The organism is Pseudomonas lactis (assembly GCF_001439845.1).
Taxonomy (GTDB): domain Bacteria; phylum Pseudomonadota; class Gammaproteobacteria; order Pseudomonadales; family Pseudomonadaceae; genus Aquipseudomonas; species Aquipseudomonas lactis.
Genome location: NZ_JYLO01000007.1, coordinates 270,627 through 288,865, shown reverse-complemented (window position 1 = coordinate 288,865; position 18,239 = coordinate 270,627). Strand labels below are relative to the sequence as shown.

Annotated in this window: 22 protein-coding genes and 1 tRNA gene; 19 read left to right on the top strand and 4 right to left on the bottom strand. The window is 58.8% G+C overall.

Annotated elements, in window-relative coordinates:
• Positions 1 to 142: 142 nt before the first annotated feature.
• Positions 143 to 514: a PH domain-containing protein gene (locus TX24_RS13865; RefSeq protein ID WP_003194030.1), complete on the bottom strand. Its 372-nt coding sequence runs from the start codon at positions 512 to 514 to the stop codon at positions 143 to 145.
• A gap of 155 nt (positions 515 to 669) precedes the next feature.
• Between TX24_RS13865 and TX24_RS13860 the strand changes: the two genes are divergently transcribed.
• Positions 670 to 1,305 carry a LysE family translocator gene (locus TX24_RS13860; RefSeq protein ID WP_057710521.1) on the top strand — a complete coding sequence of 212 codons (636 nt, stop codon included), beginning with the start codon at positions 670 to 672 and terminating at the stop codon, positions 1,303 to 1,305.
• Positions 1,306 to 1,312: 7 nt separating this feature from the next.
• Here the strand turns inward: TX24_RS13860 and TX24_RS13855 are convergent, their stop codons facing one another.
• Both TX24_RS13855 and TX24_RS13850 read right to left on the bottom strand, forming a co-directional pair.
• The gene (locus TX24_RS13855) at positions 1,313 to 1,642 is read right to left on the bottom strand and encodes a hypothetical protein (protein ID WP_057710520.1); all 330 of its coding nucleotides are present in this window, start codon (positions 1,640 to 1,642) and stop codon (positions 1,313 to 1,315) included.
• 83 nt (positions 1,643 to 1,725) lie between these two features.
• Positions 1,726 to 1,810: transfer RNA gene (locus TX24_RS13850), tRNA-Leu, on the bottom strand.
• Positions 1,811 to 1,918: 108 nt separating this feature from the next.
• On the opposite strand from TX24_RS13850, the gene queA reads away from it, so the two are divergent.
• From queA to TX24_RS13820, 6 genes are all read left to right on the top strand, one after another.
• A complete protein-coding gene (gene queA / locus TX24_RS13845) occupies positions 1,919 to 2,968 on the top strand; it encodes a tRNA preQ1(34) S-adenosylmethionine ribosyltransferase-isomerase QueA (RefSeq protein WP_057710519.1) in 1,050 nt (349 codons plus the stop codon).
• A 5-nt stretch (positions 2,969 to 2,973) separates the two neighbouring features.
• Complete coding sequence (gene tgt, locus TX24_RS13840; RefSeq protein WP_032803964.1) at positions 2,974 to 4,089, top strand: tRNA guanosine(34) transglycosylase Tgt; 1,116 nt, start codon at positions 2,974 to 2,976, stop codon at positions 4,087 to 4,089.
• 43 nt (positions 4,090 to 4,132) lie between these two features.
• Entirely contained in the window at positions 4,133 to 4,471 is a 339-nt protein-coding gene (gene yajC / locus TX24_RS13835) for a preprotein translocase subunit YajC (RefSeq protein WP_003175975.1), read from the top strand.
• A gap of 62 nt (positions 4,472 to 4,533) precedes the next feature.
• Positions 4,534 to 6,402 carry a protein translocase subunit SecD gene (gene secD / locus TX24_RS13830; protein WP_003194025.1) on the top strand — a complete coding sequence of 623 codons (1,869 nt, stop codon included), beginning with the start codon at positions 4,534 to 4,536 and terminating at the stop codon, positions 6,400 to 6,402.
• Between the two features lie 9 nt (positions 6,403 to 6,411).
• A complete protein-coding gene (gene secF / locus TX24_RS13825; RefSeq protein WP_003194024.1) occupies positions 6,412 to 7,326 on the top strand; it encodes a protein translocase subunit SecF in 915 nt (304 codons plus the stop codon).
• Between the two features lie 123 nt (positions 7,327 to 7,449).
• Complete coding sequence (locus TX24_RS13820; RefSeq protein WP_003194023.1) at positions 7,450 to 7,992, top strand: glycine zipper 2TM domain-containing protein; 543 nt, start codon at positions 7,450 to 7,452, stop codon at positions 7,990 to 7,992.
• A 146-nt stretch (positions 7,993 to 8,138) separates the two neighbouring features.
• On the opposite strand, the gene suhB is transcribed toward TX24_RS13820, so the two are convergent.
• The gene (gene suhB, locus TX24_RS13815) at positions 8,139 to 8,954 is read right to left on the bottom strand and encodes a type III secretion system regulator SuhB (RefSeq protein ID WP_003175971.1); all 816 of its coding nucleotides are present in this window, start codon (positions 8,952 to 8,954) and stop codon (positions 8,139 to 8,141) included.
• Between the two features lie 145 nt (positions 8,955 to 9,099).
• On the opposite strand from suhB, the gene trmJ reads away from it, so the two are divergent.
• From trmJ to rlmN, 12 genes are all read left to right on the top strand, one after another.
• A complete protein-coding gene (trmJ, locus tag TX24_RS13810; protein WP_003194022.1) occupies positions 9,100 to 9,870 on the top strand; it encodes a tRNA (cytosine(32)/uridine(32)-2'-O)-methyltransferase TrmJ in 771 nt (256 codons plus the stop codon).
• Between the two features lie 2 nt (positions 9,871 to 9,872).
• Positions 9,873 to 10,658: a serine O-acetyltransferase gene (gene cysE, locus TX24_RS13805; RefSeq protein WP_003194021.1), complete on the top strand. Its 786-nt coding sequence runs from the start codon at positions 9,873 to 9,875 to the stop codon at positions 10,656 to 10,658.
• A gap of 287 nt (positions 10,659 to 10,945) precedes the next feature.
• The gene (gene iscR / locus TX24_RS13800) at positions 10,946 to 11,437 is read left to right on the top strand and encodes a Fe-S cluster assembly transcriptional regulator IscR (RefSeq protein ID WP_003194020.1); all 492 of its coding nucleotides are present in this window, start codon (positions 10,946 to 10,948) and stop codon (positions 11,435 to 11,437) included.
• A gap of 50 nt (positions 11,438 to 11,487) precedes the next feature.
• Positions 11,488 to 12,702, top strand: coding sequence for an IscS subfamily cysteine desulfurase (locus TX24_RS13795; protein WP_003194019.1), 1,215 nt, complete (start codon positions 11,488 to 11,490; stop codon positions 12,700 to 12,702).
• 99 nt (positions 12,703 to 12,801) lie between these two features.
• Positions 12,802 to 13,188, top strand: a complete 387-nt coding sequence (gene iscU, locus TX24_RS13790; protein WP_003175965.1) for a Fe-S cluster assembly scaffold IscU — start codon at positions 12,802 to 12,804, stop codon at positions 13,186 to 13,188.
• Positions 13,189 to 13,216: 28 nt separating this feature from the next.
• Positions 13,217 to 13,540 carry an iron-sulfur cluster assembly protein IscA gene (iscA, locus tag TX24_RS13785; protein ID WP_003175963.1) on the top strand — a complete coding sequence of 108 codons (324 nt, stop codon included), beginning with the start codon at positions 13,217 to 13,219 and terminating at the stop codon, positions 13,538 to 13,540.
• Between the two features lie 8 nt (positions 13,541 to 13,548).
• Complete coding sequence (gene hscB, locus TX24_RS13780) at positions 13,549 to 14,070, top strand: co-chaperone HscB (protein ID WP_003194018.1); 522 nt, start codon at positions 13,549 to 13,551, stop codon at positions 14,068 to 14,070.
• Positions 14,071 to 14,121: 51 nt separating this feature from the next.
• Positions 14,122 to 15,984, top strand: coding sequence for a Fe-S protein assembly chaperone HscA (gene hscA, locus TX24_RS13775; protein ID WP_057710518.1), 1,863 nt, complete (start codon positions 14,122 to 14,124; stop codon positions 15,982 to 15,984).
• A 3-nt stretch (positions 15,985 to 15,987) separates the two neighbouring features.
• Positions 15,988 to 16,329 carry an ISC system 2Fe-2S type ferredoxin gene (gene fdx, locus TX24_RS13770; protein WP_005791182.1) on the top strand — a complete coding sequence of 114 codons (342 nt, stop codon included), beginning with the start codon at positions 15,988 to 15,990 and terminating at the stop codon, positions 16,327 to 16,329.
• A gap of 14 nt (positions 16,330 to 16,343) precedes the next feature.
• Positions 16,344 to 16,544, top strand: coding sequence for a Fe-S cluster assembly protein IscX (gene iscX / locus TX24_RS13765; RefSeq protein ID WP_003194015.1), 201 nt, complete (start codon positions 16,344 to 16,346; stop codon positions 16,542 to 16,544).
• A 91-nt stretch (positions 16,545 to 16,635) separates the two neighbouring features.
• Positions 16,636 to 17,061, top strand: a complete 426-nt coding sequence (ndk, locus tag TX24_RS13760; RefSeq protein WP_003175956.1) for a nucleoside-diphosphate kinase — start codon at positions 16,636 to 16,638, stop codon at positions 17,059 to 17,061.
• A gap of 29 nt (positions 17,062 to 17,090) precedes the next feature.
• On the top strand, positions 17,091 to 18,239 hold the full coding sequence (gene rlmN / locus TX24_RS13755) for a dual-specificity RNA methyltransferase RlmN (RefSeq protein ID WP_003194014.1): 1,149 nt from the start codon (positions 17,091 to 17,093) through the stop codon (positions 18,237 to 18,239).

The window sequence follows — 18,239 nt, the reverse complement described above, 5'->3', positions numbered from 1 at the left end:
GAGTATTAAGTGAATCAGCGGCTGTGATTTTTCCTTAAAGGGCATCGCAGGCAAGCCAGCTCCCACATTTTGAGCGATGTGTATCAGTTGAGCCGCAATAAAAAAGACCTTGAAGCACCAAGGTCTTTTTTGTGCCTGCGGATCAACTCAGCAGGTGCTTGGAAATCAGCCGGGAGATTTCCACGATCGAGGTCTTGCCGGTGAATTCAAATTTTACCTTCCCCAACGACGAAAAATAAATCTCCAACTCCGAATCCAAGTCAAACGACCCTGAAGTTTCCACCGAGTACGCCACGATGTTCTTGTACGGCAATGAGGTGAAGTCCTTCTTGCTGCCGGTAATCCCCTGCACGTTCACCGCGATGATGCGTTTAGTGGTGAACACGACGCCGTCGCGCATGGCCTTGTAGGCGTCGACCACTTCTTCGCCGTCCAGCAGCAGGGCTGCTACGCGTTCGGCGTATTCGTTGTTTTGCTTGAGTTTGAAGAAGCCTTTGTTGTTGAAGTCGATCATGTGCCTGTCCTGGGTAAGGGGTGCCGCCGGTGTATGACGTTTTGCTTGCGGATCTGTATCTAACGCCTGGGCCTTCAAGCCCCTAGCATGACGCTCAACACGACCGCGTCGGCGAAGGGTTTCACGCTGGCAGCATAAAAAACAGGAGCCAATCCATGCCTGATATATCCAGCTTGCTCGCCTACGGCCTGATTTCACTCGGCATGGTACTGACACCGGGGCCGAACATGATCTACCTCATTTCCCGCTCCATCTGCCAGGGGCGCACGGCCGGGTTGATTTCCCTGGGTGGGGTGGCGCTGGGGTTTGTGGTGTATATGGTGTGCGCGGCGCTGGGTATCACGGCGTTGGTGATGGCGGTGCCGTTTGCCTACGACGCGCTGCGGCTCGGCGGGGCGCTGTATCTGGTGTACCTGGCCTGGCAGGCGGTCAAGCCGGGTGGGCGCTCGCCATTTCAGGTGCGCGACTTGCCCAAGGACAGCCCGCGCAGGTTAGTGACCATGGGCTTGGTCACTAACCTGCTCAACCCCAAAGTGGCGGTGATGTATTTGTCGTTGCTGCCCCAGTTCATCGACCCGAACGGTCATGGCAGTGTGCTGGTGCAATCCCTGGCGCTGGGCTCCCTGCAGATTCTTATCAGCGTGAGCGTCAACGCGGTGATTGCCTGCATGGCGGGTTCCATCGCGGTGTTCTTCGTCACCCGGCCTGGTTGGCAGGTGCTGCAGCGCTGGCTGATGGGGTCGGTATTGATGGGCTTGGCGGTGCGGATGGCGGTGGAAGGGCGCAAGTAAGTCCACGTCACAGGATGGCTTTCAGGTAATCCTTGAGTGCGTGGAGCGGGGCGTCGAGTGTTTCCAGGGTCTGTGCTTCGCGCACGTCCGCTGCGAGCCGCTGCAACTCGCGACCCATGACGGTATCGGCGCCACCCAGGGTGTCGAGTGCCAGATACAGGCATTCATCGAGCTTCACTTGGATCTCGGCCAGGTTTCCCTGGCGCACCAACAACCCAAACACCTCGCGATCATAGCCCTCCATCACGGGATCATCGCGCAGCAACGGGCTACCGTCGTCAGTCTCATGCACCAGCTTCAATGCAAACAACGCAACCGCTTCAAGCGTCAACTCCATGGTCCCGCTCCCTCCACTGCCACGCCTGGCACTTTTTTGCAGGCGAAAAAAAAGACCTTGAATTTCAAGGTCTTTTTTTAAGATGGTGCCCCGAGGGAGACTCGAACTCCCACTCCTTTCGAAAACGGATTTTGAATCCGCCGCGTCTACCAATTCCGCCATCAGGGCTCAATGGCGGCGAAGTATAGAGATGAGATTACCGTTGGTCAATCACGTTTCATGGTCTATTTTCACTATTTCCGCTAGACTTCCCGGCCCTGCTAGACGAACCCCATCATGCGCGTTGCTGACTTTACTTTTGAGCTCCCTGATTCGCTGATCGCTCGCCACCCTTTGGCCGAGCGTCGCGCCAGTCGACTGCTGACCCTGGACGGGCCCAGCGGTGCCCTCGCACACCGTCAATTCACTGATTTGCTTGAGCATTTGCGCCCAGGCGATCTGATGGTTTTCAACAATACCCGGGTGATTCCGGCGCGGCTGTTTGGCCAGAAGGCTTCCGGCGGCAAGCTGGAAATTCTGGTGGAGCGGGTGCTGGACAGCCACCGCGTGCTGGCCCATGTGCGCTCCAGCAAGTCGCCCAAACCGGGGTCGAGCATCCTGATCGAGGGCGGTGGCGAAGCCGAGATGGTCGCGCGCCACGATGCCTTGTTCGAGCTCAAGTTTGCTGAAGAGGTGTTGCCGCTGTTGGAGCGTGTCGGCCATATGCCGTTGCCTCCTTATATAGACCGCCCCGACGAAGACGCGGACCGCGAGCGTTATCAGACCGTGTACTCACAGCGCCTCGGCGCCGTCGCCGCCCCGACCGCCGGGTTGCACTTCGACCAGCCACTGCTGGATGCGATTGCTGCCAAGGGCGTCGACACCGCCTATGTGACCCTGCACGTGGGGGCCGGGACGTTTCAGCCGGTGCGTGTGGATAACATCGAAGACCACCATATGCACAGCGAATGGCTGGAAGTCAGCCAGGATGTAGTGGATGCGGTGGCGGCGTGCAAGGTGCGGGGCGGTCGAGTGGTGGCCGTGGGCACCACCAGCGTGCGTTCGCTGGAGAGCGCGGCACGTGATGGCGTGCTCAAACCGTTCAGTGGCGACACCGATATCTTCATTTTTCCAGGGCGACCTTTTCATGTGGTCGATTGCCTGGTCACCAACTTCCATTTGCCGGAATCCACGCTGTTGATGCTGGTGTCGGCATTTGCCGGTTACCCGGAAACCATGGCTGCCTACCAGGCCGCCATTGCTAACGAGTACCGTTTTTTCAGCTACGGTGATGCGATGTTTATCACCCGTAACCCGGCGCCGCGCGGCCCTGAGGACAACTTATGAGTCGTATGTCGTTTGAATTGCTCGCTACGGACGGCAAAGCCCGTCGCGGCCGCCTGACCTTCCCGCGCGGCACTGTGGAGACCCCGGCCTTCATGCCGGTCGGCACCTACGGCACCGTCAAGGGCATGTTGCCGCGCGACATCGTCGCCACTGGCGCCGAAATCATCCTCGGCAATACCTTCCACCTGTGGCTGCGCCCGGGCACGGAAGTGATCAAGAAGCATGGCGACCTGCATGACTTCATGAAGTGGCAAGGCCCGATCCTCACCGACTCCGGTGGTTTCCAGGTGTTCAGCCTGGGCGCCATGCGCAAGATCAAGGAAGAGGGCGTGACCTTCGCCTCACCGGTCGACGGCGCCAAGGTGTTCATGGGCCCGGAAGAGTCGATGCAGGTCCAGCGCGACCTGGGTTCGGACATCGTGATGATTTTCGACGAGTGCACGCCGTACCCGGCTGATGAAGACGTGGCGCGTATTTCCATGGAGTTGTCGCTGCGCTGGGCCCAGCGTTCGAAGAACGCCCATGGCGATAACACGGCGGCGCTGTTCGGTATTGTCCAGGGCGGCATGCATGAAAGCCTGCGCAAACGCTCGTTGGAAGGCCTCGACAAGATCGGCTTTGACGGCCTGGCCATCGGCGGTTTGTCGGTGGGCGAGCCCAAGCACGAAATGATCAAGGTGCTGGATTATCTGCCGGGCCTGATGCCCGCAGACAAACCTCGTTACCTTATGGGCGTTGGCAAACCGGAAGATCTCGTAGAGGGTGTGCGCCGCGGTGTGGACATGTTCGATTGCGTGATGCCAACCCGTAATGCCCGCAATGGGCATCTGTTCATCGATACAGGCGTGCTGAAGATCCGTAACGCGTTCCATCGCCATGATGATTCGCCGCTGGATCCTACCTGTGACTGCTACACCTGCCAGAACTTCTCCCGTGCTTATCTGCACCATCTGGACAAGTGCGGGGAAATGCTGGGTAGCATGTTGAATACCATCCACAATTTGCGTCATTACCAAGTCCTGATGGCTGGTTTGCGCGAGGCTATTCAACAGGGTACATTGGCCGCCTTCGTCGATGCCTTCTATGCCAAGCGTGGCCTCCCTGTGCCGCCCTTGGACTGAGTTTTCCGACCCTAAGATTCACTATTTGCAACTGGAGTGCTAAATGAGCTTTTTTATCTCTAACGCCATGGCTGACGCCGCTGCGCCTGCTGCTGCCGGCCCTATGGGCGGTGGTTTCGAGTGGATTTTCCTGGTCGGCTTCCTGGTCATCTTCTACCTGATGATCTGGCGTCCACAGGCCAAGCGCGCCAAAGAGCAGAAAAACCTGCTGGGCAGCCTGCAAAAAGGCGACGAAGTCGTGACCACTGGCGGCATCGCCGGCAAGATCACCAAGGTTTCCGATGCTTTCGTGGTACTGGAAGTCTCCGACACCGTGGAAATGAAGTTCCAGAAGGGCGCCATCGCCGCCACGCTGCCTAAAGGCACGCTCAAAGCGATCTAAGTAACAACCTTTACCAATCGACGGGGCGCGCAAGGCGCCCCGCGTTATAAGCGGGCGGCGTGATGCTGAACAAATACCCTCTGTGGAAATACGTACTGATCCTGGCGGTGCTGGCGATCGGCTTTATTTATTCCGCTCCCAATCTCTATCCTGATGACCCGGCGATCCAGATCTCTGGCGCCAGCACTTCGCTGCAGGTCAATCAGGCTGATCTGGACCGTGCGAGCAAAGCGCTCAACGACGCGGGTATCCAGGTTAAAGCGGCAACCTTGGCAGCTGGTTCCAAAGGCGGCTTGTTGCGCCTGACCAAGCAAGAAGACCAATTGCCGGCCAAAGATGTCGTACGCAAGGCCATGGGTGATGACTACGTTGTCGCGCTCAACCTGGCCCAGACCACGCCACAATGGCTGCGCAGCATTGGCGCGCACCCGATGAAGCTGGGTCTGGACTTGTCCGGTGGTGTGCACTTCCTGCTGGAAGTCGACATGGACAAGGCCCTGGACGCACGTCTGAAAGTCTACGAAGGCGACGTGAAGAGCCTGCTGCGCAAAGAGAAGCTGCGCTATCGCAGCCTGCCACAGCTCAACGGTGCCATTCAGCTGGGCTTTGCTGACGAAGCGTCCCGCGAACAGGCCCGTGCGCTGATCCGCAAGAACTTCAATGATTTCGACATCGTGCCTGCCGACCTCAATGGTCAAGCGGTACTGCGTCTGGCGATGAGCCCGGCCAAGATCGCCGAAATCCGCGAATACTCCATCAAGCAGAACTTGACCACGGTGCGTAACCGCGTCAACGAGCTGGGTGTGGCCGAGCCGATCGTGCAGCGCCAGGGTGCCAACCGTATCGTGGTTGAGTTGCCGGGCGTACAGGACACCGCTGAAGCCAAGCGTATCCTCGGCAAGACCGCCAACCTGGAGTTCCGTCTCGCGGCAGACCCAGGCGCTACGCGTGCCACTTCCGAAGAGTTCGAATTCCGTGAAGGCAACCGTCCTCCCGCGCTGATCGAGCGTGGTTTGATCATCACCGGTGACCAGGTGACCGACGCCAAGGCCGGTTTCGGCGAGCACGGTACGCCTGAAGTGAACATCCGCCTGGATGGCCATGGCGGCGAACTGATGAGCCGCGCCACGCGCAGCAACGTCGGTCGCAGCATGGCAGTGATCTTCATCGAGCAGCGCCCGGTGACCACCTACACCAAGCAGATGGTCAACGGCGTCGAGAAAGACGTGCCGGTGCAGACCTTCAAGGAAGAGAAGAAGATCATCAGCCTGGCGACCATCCAGTCGCCGCTGGGTGCTCAGTTCCGTATCACTGGCCTGAACGGCCAGGGCGAGTCGTCCGAGCTGGCGTTGCTGCTGCGTGCCGGTGGCCTGGCTGCACCGATGTACTTCGCTGAAGAGCGTACCATTGGCCCGAGCCTGGGTGCCGACAACATCACCAAGGGTGTCGATGCAGCGCTGTGGGGCATGTTGTTCGTGTCGCTGTTCATCATCGCCATCTACCGCTTCTTTGGTGTGATCGCCACCGTTGCCCTGGCGGGCAACATGGTGATGCTGCTGGCCCTGATGTCGTTGCTGGGTGCCACACTGACCCTGCCAGGTATTGCCGGTATCGTACTCACCATGGGTATGGCGGTGGACGCCAACGTGCTGATCTTCTCGCGGATTCGTGAAGAGATCGCCGCCGGCATGACCGTACAGCGTGCAATCAACGAAGGCTTCGGCCGGGCATTTACCGCGATCCTCGACTCCAACCTGACCACACTGTTGGTCGGCGGGATTCTCTTCGCCATGGGCACCGGCCCGGTGAAAGGCTTTGCGGTGACCATGTCCCTCGGGATCTTTACCTCGATGTTCACGGCCATCATGGTGACCCGCGCAATGGTCAACCTGATCTTTGGCGGGCGTGACTTCAAGAAGTTGTGGATTTAAGGGGCTGCCATGTTACGTACAATCAACTTCATGGGCGTTCGCAACGTTGCGTTCGGCGTCACCGTGCTCCTTACCGTTCTGGCGTTGTTCAGCTGGTTCCATAAGGGTCTGAACTACGGCCTGGACTTCACCGGCGGTACGCTCATCGAGCTGACCTACGAGAAGCCGGCCGACGTTACCCTGGTGCGCAGCGAGCTGGTCAAGGCCGGCTATCACGAAGCCGTGGTACAGAGCTTTGGTGCCACCACCGACCTGCTGGTGCGTATGCCTGGCGAAGACCCGCAACTGGGTCACCAGGTAGCCGAGGCCTTGCAAAAGGTCGGCGGCGATAACCCTGCATCGGTCAAACGCGTCGAGTTCGTCGGCCCGCAAGTGGGTGAAGAACTGCGCGACCAGGGCGGCCTCGGCATGCTGATGGCGCTGGTCGGCATCATGATCTACCTGGCGTTCCGCTTTCAGTGGAAGTTCGGTGTCGGCGCCATTGTGTCGCTGATCCACGACGTGGTCGTCACCGTGGGTATCCTGGCCTACTTCCAGATCACCTTCGACCTGACCGTATTGGCAGCCGTGCTGGCGATCATTGGTTACTCGCTCAACGACACCATCGTGGTATTCGACCGAGTTCGTGAGAACTTCCGTGTACTGCGCAAGGCGACGTTGATCGAGAACATCAACATCTCCACCACCCAGACCCTGCTGCGGACCATGGCGACGTCGATCTCCACCTTGCTGGCGATTGCTGCGCTGATGATCTTCGGCGGCGACAACCTGTGGGGCTTCTCCCTGGCGCTGTTTATCGGCGTTCTGGCGGGTACCTACTCGTCGATCTACATCGCCAACGTGGTGCTGATCTGGCTGAACCTCAACAGCGAAGACTTGATCCCTCCTGCCGCTACCGACAAGGAGGTCGACGACCGTCCTTGATGGGCGCTTGTTGATCCGCTGTTACAAGAAAGGCGCGAGTATTGAACTCGCGCCTTTTTTTTTGCTCCAAGGCTGGGTATAGCGCGGATCTTTCGGTCCGCTTGTGATGGTCAGGAGGTTCATGTGAACAAGTCGTTGCTGGTTGGTGCGGTATTGGGTGCTGTCGGTGTGACTGCCGGAGGCGCTGTTGCCACCTACAGCCTGGTAAAAAGCGGCCCTGAGTATGCGCAAGTGCTGGCGGTGCAGCCGGTGAAAACCCAGATTAAAACCCCTCGTGAGGTCTGCAAGGACGTCACTGTGACCCGGCAGCGTCCGGTGCAGGATCAACATCAAATCGCCGGTACCGTGGTGGGCGCCCTTGCGGGTGGCCTGCTGGGCAACCAGATTGGTGGCGGTAACGGTAAGAAGCTGGCCACCGTGGCTGGTGCAGTCGGTGGTGGCTACGCCGGTAACAAGGTTCAGGAAGGTATGCAGAACCGCGATACCTACACCACTACTCAAACTCGCTGTAATACCGTTAACGACATCAGTGACAAGGTGGTCGGTTATGACGTGCGTTACAACCTGGATGGCAAGGAAGGTACCGTGCGTATGGAGCGTGACCCTGGCAGCCAGATTCCGGTGGATAAAGAAGGTCGTCTGATCCTGGGTCAGAACCAGCAGTAATCCCCAGGTCTGGTTTCGATCCAAATGTGGGAGCAGGCAAGCCAGCTCCCACATTGGATTGTATTGAGTCAGTTGGAATTGGTTTTTTGCTAAATCCCAGGCATAAAAAAAGCACCCCGTGGGGTGCTTTTTTTTTGCTCGCTCGCTTAACGCTTCAGCGAAGCCGGCAGGTGCGGCTGGATCGCCGTCAGTACTGCCTTGAAGCATTTGGTGTTGCCAGCCACGACGTGGCCTTTCTCCAGGAAGTCATGACCACCGGTGAAGTCGCTCACCAGGCCGCCCGCTTCCTGAATCAGCAGGGCGCCAGCAGCCATGTCCCACTCTGACAGGCCCGACTCCCAGAACGCATCAAAACGACCGGCGGCTACATACGCCAGGTCCAGGCTGGCTGCACCGGCGCGACGGATGCCGGCGGTCTGGCCAACCAGGGCGCGGAACATGCCCAGGTAGTTTTCCAGGTTGTCCATCTGGTCGTCGCGGAACGGGAAGCCGGTGCCCAGCAGGGCGCCGTCCAGGCTGGTGCGGCCGCTGACACGCAGGCGGCGGCCGTTCAACTGGGCACCACGACCACGGCTGGCGGTGAATTCTTCCTGGCGAACCGGGTCCAGCACAACGGCGTGTTCCAGGCGGCCACGGTATTTGCAGGCGATGCTCACGGCAAAGTGCGGGATGCCGCGCAGGAAGTTGGTGGTGCCATCCAGTGGGTCGATGATCCACAGGTAGTCTTCGCCTTCGCCGCTGCCTTTGTGCAGGCCGGTTTCTTCGCCGAGGATGCCGTGGGTAGGATAGGCCTTACGCAGAGCGTCGATGATTTTCTGTTCGGCGGCGCGATCCACCTCGGATACATAATCCTTGGCGTCTTTTTCGTCGACCTTGATGGTATCCAGGCGCTCGATGGAGCGGAAAATCAATTCACTGGCGCTGCGGGCGGCGCGCAGCGCGATATTCAGCATGGGCTGCATGGATAGGTCACCTAAGGTTGTTAAAGAAAGCCGAGCATTCTAGCAGAAACTTTCTTCAGGTGAAGGACGACGTTCGCTTTCATGGCATAACCTTAGGCGGTTCTGTAAGATTTGCTCCCCTTTCCTGTGTCCGAGAGCGCCTCCCTTGCTGCAAAACATTCGTGTCGTCTTGGTCAATACCAGTCATCCCGGCAACATCGGCGGGGTGGCGCGAGCCATGAAAAACATGGGGCTGACGCGCCTGGTGCTGGTCGAACCGCGGATATTCCCGCACCACGAGGCTGATGCCCGTGCGTCCGGCGCCAATGACTTGCTTGAAAATGCCCAGGTGGTCGCCACCTTGGAGGAAGCCCTGGTCGGCTGCAATCTGGTGCTCGGCACCAGCGCCCGTGATCGGCGTATCCCTTGGCCGCTGCTGGATCCGCGTGAATGCGGCACCAAAGTGGTGGAAGAGGCTGCTGGCGGTGCTGAAATCGCCTTGGTATTCGGCCGTGAAGACTCCGGCCTTACCAACGAAGAGCTGCAGCGATGTCATTACCACGTGCATATCCCCTCAGATCCTGAGTTCAGTTCGCTGAACCTCGGGGCGGCGGTGCAGGTGCTGACTTATGAAGTGCGCATGGCCTGGCTGGCTGCTGCCGGCCAGCCGAGCAAAGTGGAAAAGGAAGAGGTTGCCTCAACCAAAAGTGGCGAGTTGGCCACCATGGACGAGCTGGAACGGTTCTATGAGCACCTGGAGCAAACCCTGGTCGCCATCGAATTCCTCGACCCTGAAAAGCCACGGCACTTGATGGCGCGCCTGCGTCGCTTGTACGGCCGCAGCTCGGTGAGCCGGGCTGAAATGAACATATTGCGTGGCATCCTCACGGAAACCCAGAAAGCGGCCCGTGGTGAGCTTCTTAAGCGGAAGGATTAAAAATGTTCGAGCGTTTGCGAGAAGATATCCAAAGTGTTTTCCACCGTGACCCGGCGGCGCGCAACGCCTTTGAAGTGCTGACCTGCTACCCGGGCATGCATGCGATCTGGATCCACCGCCTGTCCGGCGCCCTGTGGGGCATGGGCTGGAAATGGCTGGCGCGGCTGGTATCGAACTTCGGGCGCTGGTTGACCGGTATCGAGATCCATCCGGGTGCCAAGGTGGGTCGCCGGTTCTTTATCGATCACGGCATGGGCATTGTGATTGGCGAAACGGCTGAGATCGGCGATGACGTCACCCTCTATCAAGGCGTGACCCTGGGCGGCACCACCTGGAACAAGGGTAAGCGCCACCCAACGCTGGGCGATGGCGTGGTGGTAGGGGCGGGCGCCAAGGTGCTCGGGCCGTTTACCGTGGGTGCCGGCGCCAAGGTTGGCTCCAACGCGGTAGTGACCAAGGCTGTGCCGCCGGGTGCCACGGTTGTGGGCATTCCGGGCCGGATCATCGTCAAGCCACAAGTCGGTGATGAGCAAGAGGCCAAGCGCAAGGCCATGGCCGAGAAGATTGGCTTTGATGCCTATGGCGTCAGTGAAGACATGCCCGACCCGGTGGCTCGTGCGATTGGTCAATTGCTTGATCATCTGCAGGCGGTGGATGGCAAGCTGGAGGGTATGTGCGGGGCGCTGAAGGAGCTTGGCAGCCCGTACTGTGCCAAAGACTTGCCTGAGCTGCGCGAAGAGGATTTTGCTGAGATCAAGGACGAAACCGCTACCACCAAGGCAGGCTGAGCGTGGTCCACTGTGGGAGCTGGCTTGCCTGCGATTGCGGCGGGCCAGCAACCTATAAGCTAGCTGATAGATAGCTATCGCAGGCAAGCCAGCTCCCACATTTGATCTCCATTGGCTCAGTGGTCTTGCAGCAGGCCTGGTTGCGCTGTTCGATCCGACCCCATCCTGCTATGATTCGCGCGCCCTTTTTACGGGTAATCCTGACTAAAGTACTAGGTCTTATAGTTGACTTAAATACTCGGGAATCGCATACTTGCTCCCATTCTGAAACACCTTGGTACTTGTCCATGAGACTGACTACAAAAGGCCGATACGCGGTGACCGCCATGCTCGACTTGGCCTTGCACGCGCAAACTGGGCCGGTGTCCCTGGCCGATATCTCCGAGCGCCAAGGCATTTCCCTGTCCTACCTCGAGCAGTTGTTCGCCAAATTGCGCCGTAGCAATCTGGTTTCCAGCGTTCGCGGTCCGGGTGGTGGCTATCAGTTGTCCCGCGACATGCAGGGCATTCAGGTGGCTCAGGTGATCGACGCGGTCAACGAATCCGTCGATGCCACCAAATGCCAGGGTTTGGGTGATTGCCATGCCGGCGACACCTGCCTGACGCACCACTTGTGGTGTGACTTGAGCCTGCAGATCCATGAGTTTTTGAGTGGTATCAGCTTGGCTGATCTTGTGACTCGCCGTGAGGTGCAAGAAGTAGCCCAGCGTCAGGACCAGCGCCGTTGCAACACCAAGGCGCCGCGTCTGGACAAGATTGAAGCGTCCGCCGTCGAGTGACAGCCGAAGAGCTAACGGCACGCCAGCCAGCCTGATTTAGGAGAAAGTCCATGAAATTGCCGATTTACCTTGATTACTCAGCGACCACCCCGGTTGATCCGCGTGTCGCGCAAAAAATGAGCGAATGCCTGCTGGTCGACGGAAACTTCGGCAACCCGGCCTCCCGTTCCCACGTGTTCGGCTGGAAAGCCGAGGAAGCGGTCGAGAACGCTCGTCGCCAAGTCGCTGACCTGGTCAATGCCGACCCGCGCGAAATCGTCTGGACCTCCGGTGCCACCGAGTCCGACAACCTGGCTATCAAGGGCGCGGCGCATTTCTACGCGACCAAAGGCAAACACCTGATCACCACCAAGATTGAGCACAAGGCTGTCCTGGACACCATGCGCCAACTGGAGCGTGAAGGTTTCGAGGTCACCTACCTCGAGCCGACCACCGACGGTATCGTCACCCCGGCCATGATCGAAGCTGCGATGCGTGAAGACACCATCCTGGTTTCGGTGATCCACGTGAACAACGAAATCGGCACCATCAATGACATCGCCGCCATCGGCGAACTCACCCGCTCCAAGGGTGTGTTGCTGCACGTCGACGCTGCTCAGTCCACCGGCAAGGTCGATATCGACCTGTCCAAGCTGAAAGTCGACCTGATGTCGTTCTCTGCCCACAAGACTTACGGCCCTAAAGGCATCGGTGCTCTCTACGTAAGCCGCAAGCCTCGCGTGCGCATCGAAGCCACCATGCACGGCGGCGGTCACGAGCGCGGCATGCGTTCGGGCACCCTGGCAACCCACCAGATCGTCGGCATGGGCGAAGCCTTCCGTGTAGCCAAGGAAGACATGGCTGCCGAAAACGTGCGCATCAAGGCGCTGAGTGACCGCTTCTACAAGCAGGTCGAAAACCTTGAAGAGCTGTACATCAACGGCAGCATGACCGCCCGTGTACCGCACAACCTGAATTTGAGCTTCAACTACGTCGAAGGCGAGTCGCTGATCATGGCGCTCAAGGACCTGGCGGTATCGTCCGGTTCGGCCTGCACCTCGGCGTCCCTTGAGCCTTCGTATGTACTGCGCGCCCTGGGCCGCAACGACGAACTGGCACACAGCTCGATCCGCTTTACGTTCGGCCGCTTCACCACCGAAGAGCAAGTCGACTACGCCGCGCAGAAGGTCTGCGAAGCCGTCAACAAGCTGCGCGTTCTGTCGCCACTGTGGGACATGTACAAAGACGGTGTCGATATTTCCAAGATCGAGTGGGCGGCACACTAACTATAGAAGCCGCCACCCAAGCTCTGTAGGAACGTGGCGGAAAACGCAGGCGTTTCTACAGGGTTCCAGAGCGGCCCTGATGAGTGAGGATTCAGTACCATGGCTTACAGCGAAAAGGTCATCGACCACTACGAAAACCCGCGCAACGTCGGCAAGATGAACGCGGAAGATCCTGATGTCGGCACCGGCATGGTCGGCGCTCCGGCGTGCGGCGATGTGATGCGCCTGCAGATCAAGGTCAACGATGCTGGTGTTATCGAAGACGCCAAATTCAAGACTTACGGCTGCGGTTCGGCCATCGCCTCCAGTTCCTTGGCGACCGAATGGATGAAAGGCAAGACCTTGGATGAGGCTGTCACCATCAGCAACACCCAGCTGGCCGAAGAACTGGCGCTGCCGCCAGTGAAAATCCACTGCTCGGTACTCGCGGAAGACGCCATCAAGGCGGCCGTTCGCGACTACAAGCAGAAGAAAGGCTTGATCTAAGCATTTGGCGACGAGTAAGGAGTCAACGATGGCTATCAGCATGACAGAAGCGGCTGCGCAGCACATTCGCCGCTCCCTGAATGGGCGCGGTAAAGGTGAGGGGATTCGTCTGGGTGTACGCACCACGGGCTGTTCCGGCCTTGCCTACGTGCTGGAGTTTGTCGACGAGGTGGTTGCAGAGGATCAGGTGTTCGAAAGTCACGGCGAGAAAGTGATTATCGACCCGAAAAGTCTGACCTACCTGGACGGCACCGAACTCGATTTCGTCAAGGAAGGGTTGAACGAAGGCTTCAAGTTCAACAACCCTAACGTGCGCGGTGAATGTGGCTGCGGCGAAAGCTTCAACATCTGAGGCTACTCGTGGGTACTCCTTGTCATTTCGCTTTATTCGAGCTGCAGCCGAGCTTTCGGCTGGACCTTGAGCAGCTTGCCACGCGCTACCGTGAATTGGCGCGTGGCGTGCATCCGGACCGCTTTGCCGACGCTTCCGAGCGTGAGCAACGCTTGGCGCTGGAGCAATCGGCCAGCCTCAACGAAGCCTATCAGACGCTAAAAAGCCCCCCGAAACGCGCACGTTATTTACTGGCGATGACGGGCGGCGAGTTGCCGATGGAAGTCACCGTGCATGACCCGGACTTCCTGATGCAGCAGATGCAGTGGCGCGAAGAGCTCGAAGACTTGCAGGACGAAGCCGATGTGGCGGGTGTCGTGGTCTTCAAGCGCCGTCTGAAGGCGGCCCAGGATGAGCTCAACGAAAGCTTCGCAGCCTGTTGGGATGATGCGGCGCAACGTGAGCAGGCCGAACGCCTGATGCGGCGCATGCAATTCCTCGACAAGCTCACCTACGAAGTGCGCCAGCTAGAAGAGCGCCTCGACGATTAACCCAGTGCTGCCCGTGATGCACGCCTGATAGACAGATAAGACCTGATTACCATGGCTCTACTGCAAATCGCCGAACCCGGCCAAAGCCCTCAACCGCACCAGCGTCGCCTGGCGGTCGGGATTGACCTGGGCACCACCAATTCCCTGGTTGCTGCCTTGCGCAGCGGCCTGTCCGAGCCACTGCCTGACGCCGATGGGCAGGTGATCCTGCCGTCCGCCGTGCGTTATCACGCCGACCGCACTGAAGTGGGCGAATCGGCCAAATTGGCCGCGTCCGCAGACCCTTTGAACACGGTGTTGTCGGTCAAGCGCTTGATGGGTCGTGGGTTGTCCGACGTCAAGCAATTGGGCGACCAACTGCCGTACCGCTTTGTCGGCGGTGAATCCCATATGCCGTTCATCGACACCGTCCAGGGGCCCAAGAGCCCGGTGGAAGTGTCGGCTGATATCCTCAAGGTGCTGCGCCAGCGTGCAGAAAGCACCCTGGGCGGTGAGCTGGTAGGGGCGGTGATCACTGTTCCGGCGTATTTCGATGACGCCCAGCGCCAAGCCACCAAGGATGCGGCGAAACTTGCCGGCTTGAACGTGCTGCGCTTGCTCAACGAACCGACTGCGGCGGCGGTGGCCTACGGCCTCGATCAGCACGCTGAAGGCCTGGTCGCTATTTATGACCTGGGCGGCGGCACCTTCGATATTTCGATCCTGCGCCTGACCGGCGGTGTGTTCGAAGTGCTCGCGACCGGCGGCGACAGCGCCCTGGGTGGCGATGATTTCGATCACGCTATTGCTGGCTGGATCATCAGCAGTGCTGGCTTATCGGCCGACCTGGACCCAGGCGCGCAGCGCAACCTGCTGCAAACTGCCTGCGCGGCCAAAGAGGCGCTGACTGACGCTGCTTCTGTTGAAGTGTCCTACGGTGACTGGTCGGCACAGCTGACCCGCGAAGCCTTTGATGCGCTGATCGAGCCGATGGTCGCCCGCAGCCTCAAAGCATGTCGTCGTGCTGTGCGTGATTCCGGTATCGAGTTGGAAGACGTCGGTGCAGTGGTCATGGTCGGCGGTTCCACCCGCGTGCCGCGCGTGCGCGAAGCGGTCGCCGAAGCCTTTGGGCGCCAACCGCTGACCGAAATCGACCCGGATCAAGTCGTCGCCATCGGCGCTGCCATCCAGGCCGATACCCTGGCTGGTAACAAGCGCGATGGCGGCGAATTGCTGTTGCTCGACGTGATCCCGTTGTCCCTGGGCCTGGAAACCATGGGTGGCCTGATGGAGAAGGTGATTCCGCGCAACACCACCATCCCCGTCGCCCGTGCCCAGGACTTTACTACCTACAAAGACGGCCAGACAGCCATGATGATTCATGTGCTGCAAGGTGAGCGCGAGCTGATCAGCGACTGCCGTTCCCTGGCGCGCTTTGAATTGCGTGGCATTCCGGCGATGGTGGCCGGTGCCGCCAAGATTCGCGTGACCTTCCAGGTCGATGCCGATGGCTTGCTCAGCGTGGCTGCGCGTGAGCTGGCTTCGGGCGTGGAGGCCAGCATCCAGGTCAAGCCGTCCTACGGCCTCACCGATGGCGAAATCGCCAAGATGCTCAAGGATTCGTTCCAGTATGCCGGTGACGATAAGGTCGCCCGTGTATTACGCGAGCATCAAGTAGATGCCCAGCGCCTGCTCGAAGCGGTGCAGGGTGCCCTTGAAGCCGATGGCGAGCGCCTGCTGGATGCCGAAGAACGCATGGTCATTGACCTGCAAATGCAGGAACTGGCCGAACTGATGAAAGGCAACGATGGCTACGCCATCGAGCAACAGACCAAGCGCCTGTCGCAAGTGACTGATGCCTTTGCCGCCCGCCGTATGGATCAGACGGTTAAAGCCGCGCTGGCGGGCCGCAACCTGAATGAAATTGAGGAATAACTGATGCCGCAGGTCACTTTTCTACCGCACGCGGAGCATTGCCCGGATGGCATGGTCGTGGAGGCCGAGACCGGCAAGTCCCTGCTCGACGTCGCGCATGACAACCACATCGAGATCGAAAGTGCCTGTGGCGGTGTCAATGCCTGCACCACTTGCCACTGCATCATTCGTAAAGGTTTCGATAGCCTCAATGAGGCTGACGACCTGGAAGAAGACTATCTTGATAGGGCGTGGGGCCTGGAGCCGACGTCGCGCCTCAGTTGCCAGGCGAAAGTGGGGACTGAAGACCTCACCGTCGAAATCCCGAAATATTCGCTCAACCATGCGGCCGAAGCGCCGCATTGATTCAAGGAAGTGTCATGAGTCTTAAATGGGTTGATGTACAAGAGATCGCTATCCTGTTGGCTGATGGCAACCCGGATCTGGATCCTTACTCCCTGAACTTTGTGGCTTTGCGTGACATGGTCATGGCGTTGCCTGGGTTCGAAGATGAGCGTGATCGTGGTGGTGAAAAGGTCCTGGAAGCTATCCAGACTGCCTGGAAAGAAGAACAGGACTGACGCCTCCCTCACGCAGTTAGGCAATACCCAATAACCCGCGTATAATTCGCGGGTTTAATTTTTCGTAAATTACCGTTTCTGGAGTTACACCATGGCTGTTCAACGTACTTTCTCCATCATCAAGCCTGACGCTGTTGCAAAAAACGTCATCGGCGAGATCACCACTCGTTTCGAAAAAGCCGGCCTGAAGGTTGTAGCTTCGAAACTCAAGCAACTGTCCAAGGCTGAAGCTGAAGGCTTCTACGCTGAGCACAGCGCTCGTGGCTTCTTCGGCGACCTGGTTGCCTTCATGATCTCCGGTCCTGTTGTTGTTCAGGTTCTGGAAGGCGAAAACGCTATCGCTCTGAACCGTGAGCTGATGGGCGCTACCAACCCTAAAGAAGCGGCTGCTGGCACCATCCGTGCTGACTTCGCTGAATCCATCGACGCCAACGCTGTTCACGGCTCGGACTCCGAAGCTGCCGCTGCTCGCGAAATCTCGTACTTTTTCGCTGCTACTGAAGTAACCGCTCGCTAAGCATCGGCTTAAAGAGTGAGGGTGAATCCATGACTACATCGACTGTTAAAACCAACCTGCTGGGTCTGACTCAGCCGGAAATGGAGAAATTCTTCGACTCAATCGGGGAGAAGCGTTTCCGTGCCGGTCAGGTAATGAAGTGGATTCACCACTTTGGCGTCGACGATTTCGACGCCATGACGAACGTCAGCAAGGCCCTGCGCGACAAGCTCAAGGCCATTGCCGAGGTGCGTGGTCCCGAAGTGGTCAGCGAGGACATCTCCAGCGACGGTACCCGTAAGTGGGTCGTGCGCGTGGCGTCCGGCAGCTGTGTCGAGACCGTGTACATTCCCCAGGGCAAACGTGGCACTTTGTGCGTTTCGTCCCAGGCAGGCTGTGCCCTGGATTGCAGTTTCTGCTCCACCGGCAAGCAAGGCTTCAATAGCAACCTCACCGCCGCCGAAGTTATCGGCCAGGTGTGGATTGCCAACAAATCCTTTGGCAGCGTCCCGGCGACCGTCGACCGTGCCATCACCAACGTGGTGATGATGGGCATGGGTGAGCCGCTGCTGAACTTCGACAACGTGATTGCGGCCATGCACCTGATGATGGACGACCTGGGCTACGGCATCTCCAAGCGCCGTGTGACCCTGTCGACCTCCGGCGTGGTACCGATGATCGATGAGCTGGCCAAGCACATTGACGTCTCCCTTGCGTTGTCGCTGCACGCACCTAATGACGCATTGCGTAACCAATTGGTGCCGATCAACAAGAAGTATCCGCTTAAGATGCTGCTCGAGTCGTGCCAGCGTTATATGGCGACCCTGGGTGAAAAGCGTGTGTTGACCATTGAGTACACCATGCTCAAGGACGTCAATGACAAGCTGGAACACGCGGTCGAGATGATCGAATTGCTCAAGGACACCCCGTGCAAGATCAACTTGATCCCGTTCAACCCGTTTCCCCATTCTGGCTACGAGCGGCCGAGCAACAACGCCATCCGTCGTTTCCAGGATCAACTGCACCAGGCCGGCTATAACGTCACTGTGCGAACCACCCGTGGTGAAGACATCGACGCCGCGTGTGGCCAATTGGTAGGGCAGGTGATGGACCGCACCCGCCGCAGTGAACGTTATATCGCCGTGCGCGAACTTAACGCCGCTGAAGATTTGCCGCAAATCGCTGTGAATCGAATCTGA